Annotated in this window: 12 protein-coding genes; 5 read left to right on the top strand and 7 right to left on the bottom strand. The window is 38.9% G+C overall.

Going from position 1 to position 19913, the window contains the following annotated elements:
- Positions 1 to 190 precede the first annotated feature (190 nt).
- From QZZ43_RS12880 to QZZ43_RS12870, 3 genes are all read left to right on the top strand, one after another.
- The gene (locus tag QZZ43_RS12880) at positions 191 to 640 is read left to right on the top strand and encodes a hypothetical protein (protein WP_291860008.1); all 450 of its coding nucleotides are present in this window, start codon (positions 191 to 193) and stop codon (positions 638 to 640) included.
- A 363-nt stretch (positions 641 to 1003) separates the two neighbouring features.
- Positions 1004 to 3508, top strand: a complete 2505-nt coding sequence (locus QZZ43_RS12875; RefSeq protein ID WP_291860006.1) for a glycoside hydrolase family 9 protein — start codon at positions 1004 to 1006, stop codon at positions 3506 to 3508.
- Positions 3509 to 3865: 357 nt separating this feature from the next.
- A complete protein-coding gene (locus QZZ43_RS12870) occupies positions 3866 to 5959 on the top strand; it encodes an endo-1,4-beta-xylanase (protein ID WP_291860003.1) in 2094 nt (697 codons plus the stop codon).
- Between the two features lie 81 nt (positions 5960 to 6040).
- On the opposite strand, the gene QZZ43_RS12865 is transcribed toward QZZ43_RS12870, so the two are convergent.
- Positions 6041 to 6562, bottom strand: a complete 522-nt coding sequence (locus QZZ43_RS12865) for a macro domain-containing protein (RefSeq protein ID WP_291860001.1) — start codon at positions 6560 to 6562, stop codon at positions 6041 to 6043.
- A 338-nt stretch (positions 6563 to 6900) separates the two neighbouring features.
- Between QZZ43_RS12865 and QZZ43_RS12860 the strand changes: the two genes are divergently transcribed.
- Positions 6901 to 8094 (top strand): Xaa-Pro peptidase family protein, encoded by a 1194-nt coding sequence (locus tag QZZ43_RS12860; RefSeq protein WP_291859998.1) that lies wholly within the window; start codon positions 6901 to 6903, stop codon positions 8092 to 8094.
- Between the two features lie 111 nt (positions 8095 to 8205).
- The gene (locus QZZ43_RS12855) at positions 8206 to 9291 is read left to right on the top strand and encodes an SGNH/GDSL hydrolase family protein (protein WP_291859995.1); all 1086 of its coding nucleotides are present in this window, start codon (positions 8206 to 8208) and stop codon (positions 9289 to 9291) included.
- Between the two features lie 182 nt (positions 9292 to 9473).
- Here QZZ43_RS12855 and QZZ43_RS12850 read toward each other — a convergent pair whose 3' ends face one another.
- The 6 genes from QZZ43_RS12850 to QZZ43_RS19625 form a co-directional block, all read right to left on the bottom strand.
- The gene (locus tag QZZ43_RS12850) at positions 9474 to 10250 is read right to left on the bottom strand and encodes a hypothetical protein (RefSeq protein ID WP_291859992.1); all 777 of its coding nucleotides are present in this window, start codon (positions 10248 to 10250) and stop codon (positions 9474 to 9476) included.
- A gap of 314 nt (positions 10251 to 10564) precedes the next feature.
- Positions 10565 to 11233, bottom strand: coding sequence for a bifunctional 2-polyprenyl-6-hydroxyphenol methylase/3-demethylubiquinol 3-O-methyltransferase UbiG (locus QZZ43_RS12845; protein WP_291859989.1), 669 nt, complete (start codon positions 11231 to 11233; stop codon positions 10565 to 10567).
- Between the two features lie 112 nt (positions 11234 to 11345).
- The gene (locus QZZ43_RS12840) at positions 11346 to 11882 is read right to left on the bottom strand and encodes a DUF2284 domain-containing protein (RefSeq protein ID WP_291859984.1); all 537 of its coding nucleotides are present in this window, start codon (positions 11880 to 11882) and stop codon (positions 11346 to 11348) included.
- A 217-nt stretch (positions 11883 to 12099) separates the two neighbouring features.
- The gene (locus QZZ43_RS12835; protein ID WP_291859982.1) at positions 12100 to 16938 is read right to left on the bottom strand and encodes a RecQ family ATP-dependent DNA helicase; all 4839 of its coding nucleotides are present in this window, start codon (positions 16936 to 16938) and stop codon (positions 12100 to 12102) included.
- A gap of 524 nt (positions 16939 to 17462) precedes the next feature.
- Complete coding sequence (locus tag QZZ43_RS12830) at positions 17463 to 18752, bottom strand: APC family permease (protein ID WP_291859979.1); 1290 nt, start codon at positions 18750 to 18752, stop codon at positions 17463 to 17465.
- Between the two features lie 324 nt (positions 18753 to 19076).
- Positions 19077 to 19334: a putative toxin-antitoxin system toxin component, PIN family gene (locus tag QZZ43_RS19625; RefSeq protein WP_367221560.1), complete on the bottom strand. Its 258-nt coding sequence runs from the start codon at positions 19332 to 19334 to the stop codon at positions 19077 to 19079.
- Positions 19335 to 19913 lie beyond the last annotated feature (579 nt).

Genomic DNA, 19913 nt, shown 5'->3' with positions numbered 1-19913 from the left:
TGGATAGTACAAAATGCTTCATGACCTCTTTTGTTTTCAGGATGTTAACAGCCCAAATTTAATAAGGTTTTTGTTACAGCCGGTATAGACATTTATATTTTCTTGGCTCATCACAAATATGGGTCCCTGTATTAAAAAATTTGTTCATTTTTTAATAGTCAGTTAATATTTATCTTTAAAACTAATCATTATGAACAGAGAATTGTTATTGTTTGCCGTGGTTGCAATATTAAGTTTTGGTTTCATTTCTTGTAATTCAGCTCAGAAAAAACAGGATGAAAAGAAGGTTTCCGACGCCGTTGAAGAGAACTATGAAGGCTTGAAAGAGGAATTGAACGATGTGGGAACGGCTATATCGGATTTATTTGAAACAGAGAAAGCCGATTTTAAGTCCACCGCCGATGAGGTTCTGGATGATATTGACAGAAAAGTGGAAACTATTAAACAGAAAATTTCAGGAACTGAGGATGATGGCTCTCTGAAGAATAAGCTCCATAAACTGGAGCAGGAGGCTGATAATTTGGAAAAGGAATTGAAAGAGTTGGATGATAAAACAGAGGAGGAGTGGAACAAAGCCCGACAGAATATTGAGGATGGCTTTAAAAATCTTAAAAGAGATGTAGAAGAATTCTTTGATTGATTTTCATCAAGGTAGTATCTTTTCTGTGCTGACGTTTTTTTGTTGTTGACATTATTGATATAAATGAGAAAACACAGTCTGTGCTCCTTAGAGTTTTTGACTGTGTTTTTTTATTCTCCATCATGGCAATTCAATAAGGCCGGTTGGCGATAAAACATGCCCGTTAATACCTGGGAAAGGCTTCCCATGGTTAAAATGTTTCTGGTGTGATTGCATGCGCTAATTTCAGTAACTTCGGAAGAATTGAAAGAGGAAGGCGCGATAATGAAGCGATGATTTTGAATGAGAAATCCTTCATTGCCTGCCGTTTCTTTTTGTTAAAAATAATTGCTTATATTTGGTTTTACGAAAAACAAAAGAATTATGACAAGTTTGACCACACCAACGAAAAACCGATGGGCCCTATTTCAGAAAGGGGCATTGATGCTCACGTTTTTGGGAGCTTCTTTTTTACCTGTAAATGCAGAACAGAACGGCATAGAATTAAATGATTCCGCGTATTACGAAATGCCCGGAGTTAATGTTTTGATGTTTACCAATTGGTACAATGAAAATTTCAGCGACTCGAAAATGAGTGGTATTGAGATTATTCATCATGGAAAACGAACTGTAACCAACGGAGATGTTCGGCTGAATTCCACTCCCGAGCAATGGGACCCCATTCCTAAATTTAACCGCAAAGAGGTGGACAGAGAGAATAATGTGGTGAAAGCATGGCTCGAATATCCCGATTTTGAATATATGATTCAGACAGAACCCTCGGGCGATGACATCATCATAAGTGTTCATTTGGAAAAGCCGCTTCCGGAAAGTCTTGACGGCAAGGTTGGGTTTAACATCGAATTCCTTCCCTCGGCTTACTTTGGAAAGACTTATCTGATGGATAGTGAACCTGGTCTGGTACCGCATTACCCATCAGGACCAACTAAAATGAATGAGGCCGGAAAAACGGAACCTATGCCGCTGGCTACCGGACACAAGATGGTGTTGGCTCCGGAAGATGATACCCGGAGAATTGGGATTGAGTCGGAGAATGAACTGATGTTCTTTGACGGACGCAACAAGGCTCAAAATGGCTGGTTGGTACTTAGAAGTCTGATTCCTGCGGGAGAGACGGGTCGTGTTATCGAGTGGAAATTGAGTGTTTCCAGTGTGGACGGATGGTTGCGGGATCCGGTCATTAGTTTTTCTCAGGTTGGATATCATCCGGCTCAGGCAAAAAGAGCTGTAATTGAGCTGGACAAAAACGCAGATTACCTTTCGGAGGCTTCTCTTTTTAGAATTAATGAAACAGGAAAAAAGGTGAAGGTTTATACCGGTAATGTGGAGCAATGGGGTTTTTACCAGCGCTATCAGTACGGGATCTTTGATTTTTCAGATATCACCGAGTCGGGACTTTATATGGTTCAATATGGAGATGTCGAAAGCCGTCCTTTGCGAATTGGGGAGAAGGTTTATGAGAACATCTGGCATCCGACTTTGGATATCTATATCCCGGTTCAGATGGATCATGTTTTGGTCAATGAAGCCTACCGTGTTTGGCATGGGGCCTCCCATCTCGATGATGCCCTTCAGGCTCCTGTCAATCATGAGCACTTCGATTTATATGCCCAGGGCCCCACTACCGATACCCAATATCAACCTGGTGAGCATATTCCCGGACTGAATGTAGGTGGATGGTACGATGCGGGTGACTATGACATTCGTACGCAGTCGCAATACTACACCATATTGAACCTGGTGAATGCCTGGGCCGATTTTAATGTAACCCGGGACGAGACACTGGTGGAACAGGAAAACCGATATGTAGATTTGCATCATCCTGATGGGAAAAATGACATCCTTCAGCAAATTGAACATGGAGCAATCGGTTTGTTGGCGCAACACAGAGCTGTTGGTCATGCCATTCCCGGAATCATTGTCTCCGATTTATCGCAATATACACACCTTGGTGACGGTTTGACGATGACAGATAACCTCATTTTCAACCCTGCACTGGATAGTCTGGAGATGGATTATCCTTATAGCGGAACATTTGACGACCGATGGGCGTTTACCAGTAAATCCACTCCGCTCAATTATGGTTCCGCCGCTGCATTGGCTGCTTCATCAAGGGCACTGAAAGATTATGACTCCGATTTTGCCCAGGAGTGTCTGGAAACGGCCATTGGTGTATGGAACCATGAACAGGGAAAGGAACCGGATATTTTTTATGTGGGGAATACAACCGGAGGTCCGCTTATTCTGGAGGAACTACGTGCAGCTACTCAACTTTTGATTGCCACAGGCAGCGATAAATATTCGCAAAGGATAGAAGAGATGTGGCCAGAGGTGAGCCAAGGATTTGTTTTCCTGGCTTCCTCCTTGTTACCTGCCCTGGATTATATGGATGATGCTTTTGTTGCGAAAGTGAAAAAACGTGCTGAGACTTATGTTGAAGAACTTGACGTTCTTCAGAAACAAAATCCATTCGGAGTACCTATTACCGAGGGCGGTTGGGCAGGAAATGGCACCGTAATATCATACGGAATAACCAATTATATGCTTTACAAGGTTTTCCCGGATGTAATGGATAAGGAGAATGTTTTCAAAGCATTAAACTACATTCTTGGTTGTCATCCCGATTCCGACATTTCCTTTGTGTCAGGAGTAGGGCTTCATACCAAGAAAGTTGCATACGGCATGAATCGGGCCGATTTCTCTTACATTCCCGGAGGAATTGTCCCGGGCATTCTGATGCTGGACCCCGATTTTCCCGAGAATAAGGAAGATTGGCCGTTCCTCTGGGGCGAAAATGAATATGTGATTACCGTTGGGGGTTCGTATATTTATCTGGCCAACGCCGTGCAGGAGTTGCTAAAAGAATAGATTATGTTGTACTGATCTTATATTACCCCGGTAAAGCGAATTGTTTTACCGGGGTTTCTTTTGTATTTAGTTTTTTCTGATTTCTCGTATATCTAAAAATGCAGAGTGTTCATAAAAGATTTATGTCATAACTGCCCTACCATTATCATACTTCTTAAAAAAAAGTTATTTTTGTGTGTTGTTCTGTTCTGGTTGCTTGTTGGATTGTTTTTTAACCGGAATTTCTTTTTATGCCTTTTTCAGGAAGGTATTCCGGTTTTGGAACCCCAAAAACAGTCTGTTTATGACCCGATAATCCGGTTTATGATTAATGAAATAAATGAATTTTTGTGGATAGATAATTAAAATAGTAACAATATGAAGGGTGTTTTTACAGTGGGTTTTGCATTATTGATGTTTTTTATTCTGGGTGTTCCGGTATCTCACGGACAGGTTTCAACACCTCCCTCGTGCGTTATTACCTATCCGCACAACAATGCTTACCATCAAGCCGGCAGTGATGTGGTTGTACGTGTTTATGCAACAGGTACCGGCGGCTCAGAAGTGGCCCGTGCCATCACCAAAGTTGAGTTTTTTGTTGATAACCAATTGGTTTATGAAACTTCGGAGAGAGTCTCAAACACCTATTCTTTTTTATGGGAGAATGTTTCTGAAGGTTCTTACCGCATCACGGCCCGTGCAATCAACGATCAGGGTGTTTCGTTTACTTCAGCGGGGGTAATGGTTACTGTGGGTGCCAATGCTGTGGTGAGCCGCGGGTTGAGTGCAGGAAAAGGTAAATACCTGGGAAATATAATGGGTTATGGTAGTGCCCGTAGTGACTACCTGCAGTTGTGGAATGGTGTAACTGCAGAGAATCAATCCAAGTGGGGCAGTATTGAACGGACCCGGGATAATATGGATTGGTCGGGTTCTGATGGCGTTTATGATTTTGCCGAGGCCAATCACCTGATGTATCGTTATCATGCTATTGCCTGGGGAAGTCAATACCCTTCATGGATAGAATCTTTAAGTTCAGATGTTACGGAATTCCGTGGGGAAGTGGAAGAGTATATGGCAGCAATTGCTGAGCGCTATACCTACATCGACCAGATTGATGTGCTGAATGAGAATATGTATTTAAATACCTGGAATGGAGAAGAGCATGCAGCCGGAACTCCCTATTTCCGCGAAGGTCTGGGAGGGCCCGGAGAAACAGGTTATGACTGGGCTGTCTGGCTTTTCGAAAAGGCCCGGGAATATTTTCCCAACTCCAAACTTGTTTTGAACGATTTTGAGCTGGAGAATAACCCAGATGGCATTCATGAAATGCTCGGCCTGGTGAGTGTTTTACGCGACCGGGGGTTGATTGATGGATTTGGTACCCAGGCACATACTTTTAATGTGGATCCGCTGGTTGACGATCCGGGGTTGCTTGAAGAAAGAATCAGTCTGATGGCTTCGGGGGGTGTTCCGGTTTTTGTGACAGAGCTCGATTTGGCAGGGAAACAAAGTACCGAAGCATCGCAGTTGCGCAGTTATCAGCAACTTTTTCCGGTTTATTGGGAGCATCCCGATGTGGCCGGCATTACCCTGTGGGGCTATGTGGAGGGAAGTACCTGGAAAACGGGTACCGGCTTGCTAAATTCTGATGGAACCAAAAAGGATGCAATGGTTTGGCTGGAGGAGTATATGGAAGCCCGTCCCAATGTTGGTTATCCTTATGCTGGCGAGGAAGTGGTGAGTGATGGGAACAGTGTTTTTAACGGGGAGTTTGATCTGGGAATGACAGGATGGACCATTCAGAATAACAGTGGGGCAAATGGAACGATGGAAGTTGTTGGTACTGCCGGTCTGTCAGGAGATAATGCTCTGAAAATCTGTCCGGAGACTCCCGGAACGGAAAGCTGGCATGTACAGGTGCGCTACGAAACGCCCATTGAAGCCGGGAAAGAGTATGAAATCACTTTTTCTGCCAAAGCCGACGATGTAAGACCGCTGGGTGTGGCTGTTCAGATGGATGGGGGAGATTATACCAACTATTTTGAGGCTTCTGCAGAGCTTACCGTTACTGCTGACGATTTTAATTATAGTTTTACCGCTGATGCTAACGATAATACAGCTAAACTGAAATTTTATGTGGGGAATGATGCCACTTGCCTTTATCTGGATAAAGTAAAGTTTGTGGAAGTAGATGATTCTACACCGATTTTTGAAAACTCAATGGATGAAGCCGGGACTTTCAGTGTTTGGCCCAACCCGGTGGTTGATGAATTGTATATTGATGAAACCAAAGAATTTGGTGGCCGTCAAACTTTTTATTCAGTGTTTTCCCTTGAGGGAAATGTCGTCTTCAGTGGAAGTTTCAGGGGTGAAAAGCGACTTTATTTTGGCGAAATACAATCTGGAATATATTTTCTTCAGTTAAACAATGGGGGTGAACAAGAAATTATAAAAGTTTTGAAGCGATAAAAGGTTTATTGTTGGCAAATTATTTATACAGGGGGCTTCCGGAACTTGGGAGCCCCTTTTGTTTGCATCAGGAACCAAATATCAGCTTACTGTTTTTTTCCAGATCTCAAAATCTTCCTGTCCGAAAAGGACTATTCTAATGGTTTTAACATTCTCAAGTTTCGGAACCGTTTCTACAATGGCATCCATGGCTACTTGTGCTGCAGCTGTTGCGGGATAACCAAAAATTCCGGTGGAGATAGCGGGGAAAGCAATGGATTCAATTTTCTTTTCATCAGCAATAAGCAGGGCATTTCGATAGCATTCAGCCAGCAGTTTATCCTCAGGCTTGTCTTTGCCGTAAACGGGGCCCAGGCAGTGAATCACATACTTGTTAGGCAGGTTATGTCCTCCTGAAATCACTGCCTCTCCCGGTCTAATTGGCCCTAATGGGATACACTCTTTTTCCAGTTCTGGTCCTGCTGCACGATGAATAGCGCCTGCAACACCTCCTCCGGTTCGTAACTGTGCATTTGCTGCATTGACAATAGCCTGCATATCGGGTTGAGATGCAATATTGCCTTGTATGATTTCAAGCGTGGAATTTCCAATCTTCTTTTTCATAACCAACAGTTTTTCATGTTAACCCAAATAATTTACAAATTATTTTTGTCTTTGAAAATAAACCTCTCCAAATCTTATATTGCACTCTGTCAGAAGTGATTGTTTTACCAGGTACATGAAGTTAGTTTTGTTATAAATTACTGATGGTTAAATTGTTGAAGTTTTTATAGGTGAGTCAGAGTTGTTTGATAAAGTGTCTTTTGCGTGATGAGACCTTTGGGTTTAGGCTTTTTTTCGGACTATTGTGTTAAATTTGAATTTCTTGAAATGGGAATTGCCTGTGCTACGTTGCATAATTCTAATTTAGTGGAGGGCCGAATCAAAAAAGAGTATATTATATGGAATCAATCATCCCTGCTTCAGAGCTAAACCGACGTCTTTTGCGTTTTCGTGAAATCATGAATTCTCAAAATCCTGAATGGGAAATGGCCTTTATTTTCAGCAAAATAAACCTTTTGTATTTTACCGGTTCCATGCCCGACGGAATGCTGATAATATCCAGGGACGGTAGGGCCACTTTGTGGGTGCGAAGAAGTTTTGAACGAACTTCCGGTGAGTCTGAGTTCCCTGATATCAGGCCGATGGGGAGCTATCGTGATGCAGCAGCCGGGTATCCTCAATTGCCGGGTGAAGTTTTTCTCGAAGCAGAGTTTGTTCCTTTGGCAATGTTTAAAAGAATTCAGAAACATTTTGCTTTCGAGACTTTCAAATCACTCGATTTCCAGATATCTATGACGCGTGCGGTGAAAAGTCCGCTGGAACTTAGTTTTATGGAGAAAGCAGGTGCTATTCACGCTAGGGTACTGGAGGATTTAGTTCCTGAAATTCTTCGCGAGGGGATGACGGAAGCCGATTTGGCCGGGGAATTGTATCATCTGATGGTGCGCGAAGGGCATCAGGGAACTGCTCGTTTTGCCATGTTTGATACGGAAATTGTGGTGGCACAACTTGGGTTTGGTGAGAGTTCTTTGTATCCGACCAATTTTGACGGCCCCGGAGGAAATCGAGGGCTCAGCGCTGCAGTGCCCGGACTTGGAAGTCGTCATAGAAAACTAAAAAAGGGCGATTTGGTGTTTGTGGACATGGGACTCGGGGTAAACGGATATCATTCGGATAAAACCATGACTTATATGTTTGGGCAGCGGCTGAATGAGGATGCGATCAATGCTCACCACCAATGTGTGAGTATCCAAAACAGAGTTGCTGAAATGTTGCTACCGGGCAATACTCCTGAAGCCATTTACGAAACAATCATGAACAGCCTAACCCCGGGGTTCAAAGAGAATTTTATGGGTTTTGGCAATCGATCTGTTAAATTTCTTGGTCATGGAATTGGACTTACGGTGGATGAGTTGCCTGTATTGGCAGCTGGTTTTAAAGAACCGCTTGAGGAGAATATGGTGTTCGCAGTGGAACCCAAAAAAGGCATTAAAGGAATTGGAATGGTAGGCATTGAAAATACTTTTGTGGTGACATCTGATGGTGGTCGATGCATTACCGGCCACAATCCGGGATTGATTTTGGTAAGGTAAGAAAATATCAAAGAATGACTGATTTGTTGAGCCTCTGCTTTTGGAAAATTTGCTTATTTTGATGGTTAATTGTAAAAACTGAGTTTCTGTTTGAATCCTGATTTTCTGAGTATGAAAAAGCTTTGTTCTCCTTCCTGGTTGTTTTCTTTTGTAGTGGTTTTTGCTTTCTTCCTTTTAGGGAGTTGTTCGAGACCCGAAGTAAAATTCTTTTCTGCAGATCATCCGAATTTTCAATACACCGGCCGAATTGATTTCTCCAATCCGGAACTGCCCAGGTTTTGGGCTCCGGGAGTCTATATTCAGGCCACATTTGAAGGTGATTCCTGTGTGATTGAGGTGAATGATGAGGTGCTGTATGGCAGTAACCACAACTATATTTCCGTTCAGGTGGATGAACTACCGGTGCAACGCATCAAACTGTCAGGGGCACATAATGTGCTGAAGGTTGCTGATGGAGTGGGAGAGGGTTCTCATAACCTGACCATCAGTAAAAGTACCGAATCGGGGATTGGTTATCTGGAATTTGTCGGGTTGCACTGTGAAAATCTTCTTGAGCCTACACCAAAGCCGGAAAGGAAAATTGAGTTTTATGGGAACTCCATCACTTGCGGAACCGGAAGCGATTTGTCTGAAATTCCCTGCGATTCTGCCCAATGGTACGATCAGCACAATGCATTTATGAGTTATGGCCCGGTGACTGCACGGATGTTGGATGCCCAATGGATGCTATCGTCTGTTTCGGGCATTGGACTGATGCACAGTTGCTGTGATATGGACATTGTAATGCCCGATGTGTATGACAAACTGAACATGCGGGATAATAAATTCGAATGGGATTTCTCTGAATATCAACCCGATGTGGTGACTGTTGCCCTCGGGCAAAATGATGGAATTCAGGATTCTACAGAGTTTTGTACGCGTTATGTTGATTTTGTTCATACGCTGAGAGGCAAGTACAAGGATGCGAAAATTATTTTGTTGACCAGTCCGATGGGAGACGAAACACTAACGTTAACTTTGAAAAATTACCTGGCTTCTGTAACGGAGACGCTTCACAAAGAGGGGGATGAAAATGTTCACACCTTTTTCTTTTCGCGCAGCTTTAACAACGGCTGTGGAGGGCATCCTGACCTGGTACAGCATCAGGAAATTGCCGGAGAGCTGGCTGGTTTTTTGAGTGGCCTAATGGAGTGGTAGCTGGAGGCTCCACTGGATTTAATGCGCAAAGCTCAGAGTTTTTGTCACAGGATGTTTGAAAACCCCTTCGCCCCTCCTTATCACATAGGATAGGACATTGCAGGTAAAACGAAGCAATCAAAAACTTTGCGTATTAACTTTCGCGCACAATAATGAGCGGAATTATTGAAAGCATATTCGCATCAAAATATCTCATAGGTTTGGTTATCAAATTCACCAGGTAAAAAATTAAATAAATTTCTGTAGTTGGTAAGAAACTGAGCTAACATTTCAAGATCGTTTAAGTCAAGTAGCGCAGCATTTTGTGCACTCACCACCTCCTCGGTGAGGGTGCTAAATTCCATCAGTTCAATAACAGTCAATCTTCGATACAATGCCATATTATTTTTCAGGTGGTCATATTCGAGCCTGAGTTTTTTGAGAAGGGCTGGTGAAACGACGGAACAAAACTCAGCGCTAATTTTGTCAATCTGCTGCTTTCCGGCCTCAGTTAAAGTATTATTTTCTATAAAGGTATTATAGATTTTTTGTCTTTTATCAGATTTTATTTTTGTGGCTTCATAATGTATCTCCGAGAGTTCTTCTACTATTGCAAGTAGTTCATTTTGGTAATCTGCAACTTGCTTATTAAGTCTTTCTTTCTCTGCCTGGAATTTAAGGGAATTGTCAGCAATAGCGTTATCTAATTGGCTCTGGTTGGCTTCAATTTTTTCCCAATAGGCTTGCTGCTCTGCTTCTGAAAGCTTTTCAACTTTTTTCAATTCTTCATCTGTTGGAAACCCGGCTGATATTGATTTGTAAGTTTCATCGCCGTTTGTTGTTAGCTCCTGATTAAGGTTAAGTTTTATTTTCTCCAGTTGGTCAGACAATGATTCAATCAGAGCAATTGTTTCTGCGTAATTATCAGTATTTTCACAAAGCAATTTGTCAGGGAGAGGGGTGATTTGATTGTAAACCATTTCCAGCTTACTGTTTTGGGCAAACAATACTGGGCCCAAAAATACCATTAATGTGGAGATTGTAATTTTCATGTTTTAAAGTTTTATGGATTAAACTTTAGCCTGGAATCTCAATCATTAACTTCAAATATAACATAAGGTGTTACTTGTATCAATTTGTTTTACGGACTGGCTTTTCGAGTCCCATCCATTCAATACCAAAAGGTCAGGTCGGATATTCTGAAACATATAACCAAGTTACGGGAAAATATTTTCATTTGCCATTTCAAAATGATTATGGCTTCAACCTCCAACGTTCTATGCAATAAGGGAATTCAGAGTCCTGTTGTATTTGTTAAATACCCTTCATTTTGGTCAATTCGTTTACATTTTATCAATAAACACTTTATGGGAGGTTCATTGTCTATATGCTTTATTGGTTCATCAATTTCTGAAATTTCCAACAATCCATATTTCTCAAATTCTTGTTTCGCTGATTCTGTATCGTAAAAAAACACACTCAGTCCTTTCGCTATTTCAAATCGATCCTTGCTCAGTCGTTTTCCATTCCCATACAGCGACATTTTTTTTGATACAACAGTAAATATCATGTATCCATTGGGCTTAAGTTGGTTAAAGCAATCCTGAATAAACTTTTTTCTTTCGGAATAATTCAAGAGATGAATTAAGGCGTAACAAAATATCGCGTCATAAATATTTTCATCAAAAGGCATCTCTGTTACTGAACCATGGTGGATTTTAAAGTCAAGCCCCATCTCATTCCTGGCCAAATCAATGGCCGTTTTAGAAATTTCAATTCCAGTCACTTTGAATCCATTGTCGCTGAATATCTTAGCGTTTCTTCCATATCCAATCCCGGGAATCAGAATTTCTTTAGCCTTTTCTTCAAGCAAAAAATTCTTCGATAAAATGGCGGAATCAGAAGGTTCATATCCCCACGATGTCCGCATTCCAAGAAAGCTCGATTCCCAATATTCTGTCATTTTATGGTTTTAGTTTAGCTGGATATTTGATGTGTTGGCGTTCAACGTCACGATTACTGCCAGACATTAAATTGGCGTTTCGGGCGTTGGTACATTATTCATGATTTTCAAATTAGTCGATGAGTATAAATGCATACCTGTTAATTTCCGAAGGATTTTCTGAAACAACATTAATTTCCATTCCTACATTCCTTGCAGTTTGATAAACATCGACTGCAAAAGCTTCCGGGCTTGGTCTTGAGTTCTTTTTGTCTTTGCAATCCTTCCGGTTTCCTGAACAATCTTTACATATACCACAACAAGTCTGGTTTAATAAAAATGTTTTTTGATGGCCCTGGAGAAAAATTTGTCTTTCGGTTTCTAATAATTTGTTAGTCACGTTTCTTGACCAGTCGGAAGGATATTTATCTTTATCAGCAAATTTTCTTAATCTAATAATCACCCCATTTTTATACTCCTTGAAAAAGCTGCTGCAATCCTCTACAGAGGGCGTATTTGGAGGACAAGTCCCTAATCCATAATCACTGCACCCAAAAATGCACTTTATCCTCACCCAATGTGCTACGACAATCGTTTCAGGATTAATCCACTCAAATTCTGAAAACTCCTGGTTTAACAGAATTGATTCTATTTTCTGTTTATCAACCATAATAAGTTTTTTTAGTCATAATGCATTGAATAACTTCTATTTACGCATCTCTTAAAAGGAATCAATTTGGAATTTCCTTCTCCGAGTTCTTAAAATCTTACTATCTATTGATTATCACAATTTATCACCCTACATAGATTTTGGTCAACACTCCAATATTAAAAACTTTGCGCCATTGCGTCTTTGCGTTTAGGCTTTTTTACGCACTATTAATAAACTAAATCACCTCGTTTTGCTTTTGGCCCAAAGTTGGAGCAGTTTGTTTTTTTAAATTCAATTCTGGTAAAACTATTAGAATCTCTTCCTCCGATTCTTCTTTATGCCAATACACCAAATAGTTTATTCTTGATTCTGACAGCTTATATCCATTATTTTCATAATCCACTATTTTCTCTTTAAAACTGGTTGAGAATTTCAAAATACAATTTCCATTTTTATCGGAACAACCATCATGGCTGACGATAAGTTTATCACCACATTTAAGGTTAAACAGATAACCTTGTTTATGAATGAAATAGTCTAACCAAATATCTTTGTGCGATAGGTGCAATATCAATAAATCTGAGGGTTTATATTGAAAATTGTCATTTATTCGTTCAAGGTTTTGACAAGAAATATCGTCCAGGTAACTACCATTTAAATGAATTGTCAGGTTGTGTTTTGCCCGTGTCATGGCCACATATAGCTGTCTTTTTTTCTCATCTGTGTCCGGATTAAATCCATTGAGCATAATAAAAACGTTGTCGAATTCTTTTCCTTTGGCCTTATGGATGGTCGAAACAAAAATGGTTTCTCCGGTTGTATTTACAAAATCTTCCAATTTTGATTCCTTAACAAAAACCTCAAAATCAGATTGGTATTTCTTTTTCGGATTGCTTAGTTCAAAATCTTTAATCAGATTTATGCAGATATCAATTTTAGGACTTTCTTTAAAATTATCCCAAAGATTTCTTTTTGCCTGTTTCCAGTGATTATCGCTAATTACAAAATTATCTTCTGTAAAACTGAGTTGTTCAATAAAATATCGAACCTCCCGTAAGTTATATAAATTAAAGCCATCGTTGGATTGAATCAATTTTGCGGGTAATCCATTATTCAACAATAGTCCTTCAATCTGCAATGCTTCAAAGTTTGAATGAGTCAAAACACACGTGGAGCCTTTAAGACCTGAAGACGAAATATTTTCAACAACAGGTTCAATCAAGTTGGAACCGGAATACTTAATTATCGTTAGTGATCCTGTCTCGCTGGTATGAGCAATTATAGGGGTTTCTTTAAGACGATGCGTGATTTTTTCGACAAATTGATTGGTGAATTCCACAAGGTTGGCCTTGCTGCGATAATTTTCAATCAGTTCAACTTTTTTGGCTTTCTGCTGGGTAATAAATTGTTCTAAGTATTGAGAGCTTGCCCCTCTGAATGCGTAGATATTTTGGTCATCATCTCCAACGGCAATAACTCTCATTTCATCATTATGTTCCATTAACGCTTTTATCAACTCAAATTCATGCTTATCCATATCTTGAGCCTCATCGATAACTAAAACGGTTTTTGTGATACGATTTGGTTCAATATCCTTATTTCTAATTTTTTCTACCGTTGTTTGAATAATGGTTTGTGACTTTTCGATTGAACCAATCTTTCCCAACAAATCGAAACAATAGGCATGAAAAGTTTTTATCTCAATAAAACCGGCTGCATTTCCAATTAAATCCAGTAAGCGTTTCTTGAATTCAGTTGCTGCTGCCCTCGAAAAAGTGACCATTAGCAATTGTTCGTGCTTCACATCTTCCATCAGTAATAAGGATGCAAGTTTATGCACCAGAACCCTTGTTTTCCCACTGCCGGGGCCTGCTGCCACTGCAATGTAAGGTGAACTATTGTCTTTTATGATGCCTAACTGGGCCGGAGATAGTTCTCCAAATAGCTGTCGGAACTTCGCTGGCGTAATATTTCTTTTTATTTCATCCTGCCTGCTGCCTTTGAAATATTTGTTCAGAAAGGAAGTATAATTTAGTTGAAAGTAATCTTCAACAAACTGTAATGCTTCTTTGTAATCGCGAATCATTTTTTTTGCATATTCACCGACAATATGAATCTGCTGTATTTTATTCTCATAGAACTGATTTAGCTTTTTATAGTCTTCCGTTTTATACCTTTTCTTATTGTCCTGTTCAAGTCGTTCTATGGTAAGTTTATTATAAACCACCAGAAAACCTCCTTCTATTTTGATTGCATCAATTCTTGACAAATAGAACAAAGCATCTTCAACATCAGTAAGTTTTATGCTAAGCTTAAATAAAGCGTTTTGTTTTTCATATTCCTCTTTTAACTCGTGAACCGAGAATTCGACTAAGACCTGTTCTTTATTAGCATCCTCCGGCGAAAGATTTTGTGTGCTTTTAAAATAAAGAAAATCAACAATAAAGCGGGCTAATTCATTCCGTTTTTCCAGTTTATCTTTTAGTTCCTTTTTCGAATAGTTTGATAGTATCGTTAAATGATTTTTTGAGAAATCGTGTTGTTTTCTTTTTATCCAGTTTTTAATGACCCAAAAGTTTATTATTGTTTTTATTTTATTGGGTGAAACATCTGTACATCCATATTCTTCTGCTTGTTCGTTAAGCTCCTTAATATGAAATGATTTTTCCTGTTCTTCAAATTGGGTCACCAGAAATTTCTCAATTTTATTAATTGAATTGACAATGGTCAATGAGCGATTTTTATTTTCACCTTGCTTGATAAAAGCAGTTAAGTCTTTGGTATCGGCTAATATTTTTTCCTCCCGCAATAAATTAACAACATTGATTACCTCTTCTTTAACAATTCCCAAATGGTCTGAGATATAGTCAATTCTTGATTCTGCTGCTTCATCGGTTGTCTGTTTTCTACTTTTACTGGAGAACAGTTTCTTAATAATCCGAACTGCTTGTTGTTTTTGTTTTTCAGTAAAATTTTCCGATAAGTTTATCTTCTCAATAGCTTCTTGCGCATTTTTGGATAGAATACTATTGGCAAAAATCCGGGGCATATTTTGCCCTCGTTTTAGGTATCCTGCCTCTTCCAATGCTGAAATCGCTGTTGTTACCCTTGTTTCTATCTCAACCACATTGTCATCCCAGCCGGCTTTACGTGCAATTTCTAACGCCGAATTTGAGACACTCGCCCGAAACCGGGTTATATCTTTTATTGCTTTCCAGATTTGTTGAATCTCTTTAATATTCAATTTGGATTGGTTGAGCAAAATGAAATGCTTGCTTAAATCTTCTTCATTGAAAAGGACATAACAATCGGCAGTAATACTCTCATCCCTTCCTGCTCTTCCTGCTTCCTGAACATAGTTTTCAAGAGAGTCTGACATTTCGTAATGAATAACCATCCCTACATCCTTTTTATCAACTCCCATTCCAAAAGCAGATGTGGCCACCATTATGTCAATATCACCACGAATAAATGCATCCTGATTTTCTGACTTTTCCTGCTTATCCATTTTTCCATGATAGGGCTTTGCCAAATATCCGTCACCTGAGAGCCTTTCTGCAATCTGGTAAGCTCTTCTTGTCCTTGAAACATAGATAATAGTCGGGCACTTTTTCCCGTCAATCAGATTCCGCAGTGTATTGTACTTATCTTCTTCGTTGTCTTTCGGGATTATCTTGTAATTCAGGTTTGTACGCGAGGTTTTTGAGCTAAAGGTTTCTAATTGTAACGATAGTTTTTCTTGAAAATAATCCTTAATGTCTTGAATTACATTCTGTTTTGCTGTTGCAGTGAAACAAGATACAGGGATTCCGTTTTTAAGGTTTTTCTTGTCCTGTAATGTCTTAATAAAAACACCTATATAGAGGTAGTCAACTCTAAAATCCTGTCCCCATGATGAAAAGCAGTGCGCTTCATCAATTACGAAACGCACAACATTTCGACCGAGCAATAATCTTTCAATTGATTTTGATCTGAGTGATTCCGGTGAGATATAAAGAATTGATGCAGCTCCGTTTTCGACTCTCTCGAAAGATTTTGCCCTTTCAATTGGGTCTAAGAGTCCGTTTATGGTAACTGCTTCTGTAATGTTTGATTTTTCCAAATTGTCAACCTGGTCTTTCATCAAGGATTGGAGGGGTGAAATAACAACTGTTAAACCCTTTACACTTTCACCACTCATCAGTGCAGGTACTTGAAACGTTATTGATTTACCGCCTCCGGTAGGAAATACTGCCAGAATAGACTTATTCTTAATTGCAGCATTAACCGCATCTTCTTGCAAATATTTCCCTCCATAGGTTCTATAGGAGTCAAATCCGAAGTATTTCTTTAATCCAATGTTTGCATCAAGTGACTTGTTGCAATAAGAACATCCTTGCAGACAAGGATTGTTTCTCAATAAATACATAACTCTTTCGACTTCCGGATAATTCTTAATTACCCAGGGCGGAGTTATTGAGTACCTGCTATTGGTGTTAATTAACGCTAAACAATACGCTAATTCTATCGGCGTTTCCCGGATTAAGTTTTCTAAATCAACGCTTTGGCACATTTCGCCTAAGAACTTTTTCTTTATATGACTGACAATATTAATATCAGAGGATGAATAATCAACAAAATCGAAGAACCATCTAAACTCCTTTTTGTCACCCAATAAAGCACAATAAATCTGCTTTAATTCATTATTTATTTCCTGGAATGCTGAAATTTCATCAAAAAACAAGTCTTTAGCCTTTATGGCATCGTTTAAAGGATTATTTAACTCTTCCGTTTGTAGCTTATCATCCTTTAAAAGAGCATGATATGGCTTCACCGGAAATAATAAGGGGGATAAAAATAATGTATCAATGGCTTTAATCCCGGACAAATCCTTATTTGTGGCTCTTTCAATATATGGTAAGTCATGGTTAATGATGTTATGACCACAGATATATTCCTTCTGGTTAATAAAATTCAGAAGCCCGGAAACTGAACTTGAATGCCACGTGATTCCATTTTCTGTTGCGCACCCTGCATCAAGAACTCTCTTACTTTTAACGTCTATTTCGGTATCTATGAAAACGATATTATTCATTATTCTATTTCGAGCTGCTATTTAACGTAAGGTTCCTTTCATGGCTGTCTCATTGTTCGAAGGTTAATTGTGGTGCGGGATTTTGAAGCACTTCAGTGTCAATTGTAATCAAAGATAAATAAAAGTTCGAAAATATTAATCTTATCCTGCTGGGTCATATCAAACTCTTTGATATTCATTCATTCTTCGTATCGTTTATATCATTTTGTATAATTTTCTAATGCTGCCGGGGTCTTTATAATGCCACCATCTGGTAGCTTATACTCCCTATGAGCCGTGCTTGCCAGTTTATGCATTCATGATTTATTTTTTAAGGGATTCATTATTTTCAATTCCTGGCACACGGCTCAGGCACTTTTAAGACCGTTCCGGTAAGAGAAGTTCCAGCTGTTATTACTATTTTACTTAACGAGCACATGTATGGAAAGGTGAGAGCATAGCTCGCGCACGTAAGGTGGTGTGAGAGGCTCTCCGTTAGGCTAATGCCCTAGCGGAAGGCTACTCGATTGTTGGTTTGTGTTTATTTAATTGACTTTCAGTTCTCGTTTTCTGTATTTCCTAAAAATATATTCAATAATAAAAGCTCCAAGAAATGTAAAAATACTTGCATAGAAAGCATTGATTTGCGTATCCCACTGATATTTCATTAGTGCTCCAAAAACAACCAGAAGAATAATTAAATTGATTATGATAAGGATGCCATTTCCTCCATACGCTTTCCGTATTTTTAGATGAGAGATTAAAACAAAAATATAAATAACAGTAAAAACCGTACTTGTAATCGAAGCAATTGCTCCTAAATCAAAGAACAAGGCAAACAATAAGCCTAATCCTGCGGTAAGGTATAACCCTTCGGTTGATTTAAACCAAACTTTCCTTTCAAAGATTTCTGGTAATTCACCATCTTTAGCCAATGAATAAGAAATATTGGCACCGCCAAATATAGTTGCATTTAGTGCTGAAGAAATTGAGAATAATGCTCCAATTGTGATAAGAATAAAGCCAAAATTACCTAAAAATGGTTTTGCAGCAATAGCTAAGGCATTTTCTTGTGCTTTAATAATATCTGGCAATGGAAGGTTTCCAATTGTAACAAGTGAAATTAGTATATAGAAAATCATTACAAAAAAGATGCTTATATATATTGCTAAAGGAACGTTCTTTTTTGGGTTTTCTACATTTTCAGAAGAATTTGTTATAAGTCCAAATCCCACATAAGACAGAAAAAATATTATAGACGCATTTAGTAATCCGCTTGTGTGAATTGTATCAAAATTTGGGGTAGTCATTTCCCAGTTAATTGTTATAAATCCACCGATTATAAATACTAATAAGATAAATACTTTAGTTAAAACAATATAAAATTCTGCTTTTCCTACAGCTTTACTCCCAAAAAAATTGAGGGCTGTAAAAAACGCAATAACAATTACCTCAACTATTCCAATGGCCAATTTTGTTGATTCTATATGTATGAAAGGTAGAAAATAGCCTGCAAAACCTTTTACAAAAAGTGAAATTGACACTACATAAGTTAACCACATTAGAATGCTTAATGCTCCAGTTACAATATTGTCTCCAAGACCTTTCAAAATAAATGCGATTGGACCAGCGTTTGATATAATCTTTCCGCCTAATGTTGCGTAAGAATAAGCTACAATTAAGGCATATATTCCCGAAAGAATAAATGCCTCGGGCAAATCATTTCCTGCAATTTTAGCACCTAATCCGAAAATTGAAAAAATACTGGCACCTATCATTGTGCCGATTGCCATTGATGACACTTCTATTAAGCTTAATTTCTTGTTTCTTCCCATTATTTTCTCTTATTATTTATAATATTCTTCCTTCCTCCAGCATTACCCATAACGAATAGCAATATGGACAGTGGTGGATTGCGGACTTCGTCATTATCCACCTCTACAAACCTTTATGTGGGCAGAATGTTTCAAATTTCCACTTTCCCCGTCATTGGCTATACCGCGTTTTGAATTTAACCCGCCATTTCATAAGAGACGGGATTTTTTATCTCGTGGGGATTAATTCAGCTCTAAATGTTATGGTGCGTGAATATTTTATAGCCTGACCTCTGATTCCTTAATTGTTAAAATCTTAGTGTTGCCTCTATACTTTAAATCCAGCTAGTCACTACCACCCGTGACTAAAAAATCGGCGCTACTGTTTATTGCAAAACTCAATAAGAAATTATCCTTAATGTCGCGGAATTCCCTTATATCAGAAAAGACTTGATATAAAACGCCGAATTGGTCAATAAAGCTGATGAGTTTTTTAAAGTCTTTTGGAGTGAAGAACTTTTTGAATTTCGGTCTTTCTGCAACCGTTATAAATTCGGCAAATAGTTCTTCAGAAAAAATTAGCTTAATCTGTCCAGAGTGCACATAATCATCCAGAAAGCTGAAGCTTTTTTGAAATTAAGAAACTAATCCAAAGGTTCGTATCAAGGATTACTTTTTTACTGTTCATATCAACCTTTTCTGACCGATTCAACTTCTTTCGGTATTTCTTCAGGAGCTGGGGCTTAGTCGGACTTTTTTCTGAGTTTCGCTAATAATTCAGTGAACTCATTTTTCACCCTCTCTTTCTTTAACCTGATTAAGTCCATCTCAGCAAGGTTTTAATGATGCTCTTTGCTCTGGGATTTACTATTTCTATCCTTAAAGTTTCCATATCGACCTATTTTAAACAAATATATGAAAAACTCTCTGGTTTGTGAATACTCATGAATGCAGGATTTTTTTTATCATGTGCCATAACGATTGGTATAAGAATCGTAGTCGTTCTTTTTATATATCTAATCACTACTGTCCGACTAAAATGAAACGGATTTAATGAAATCCTGTATTTATGTGTGTTATGAATACTTTACCCAGCTCAGAGCTAGGTTCGCATCAAAGAAATTCCGTTTAGAAAAACAATCTGATTTTTAGGAATTTCTTTGTGCGACGGCATTTTTTAGC

Origin of the sequence: Marinilabilia sp. (genome assembly GCF_016278715.1) — a bacterium.
Classification (GTDB): Bacteria; Bacteroidota; Bacteroidia; order Bacteroidales; family Marinilabiliaceae; genus Marinilabilia.
Note: the sequence above shows the minus strand (reverse complement) of the source record. Positions and strands in the feature narration are given on the sequence as shown.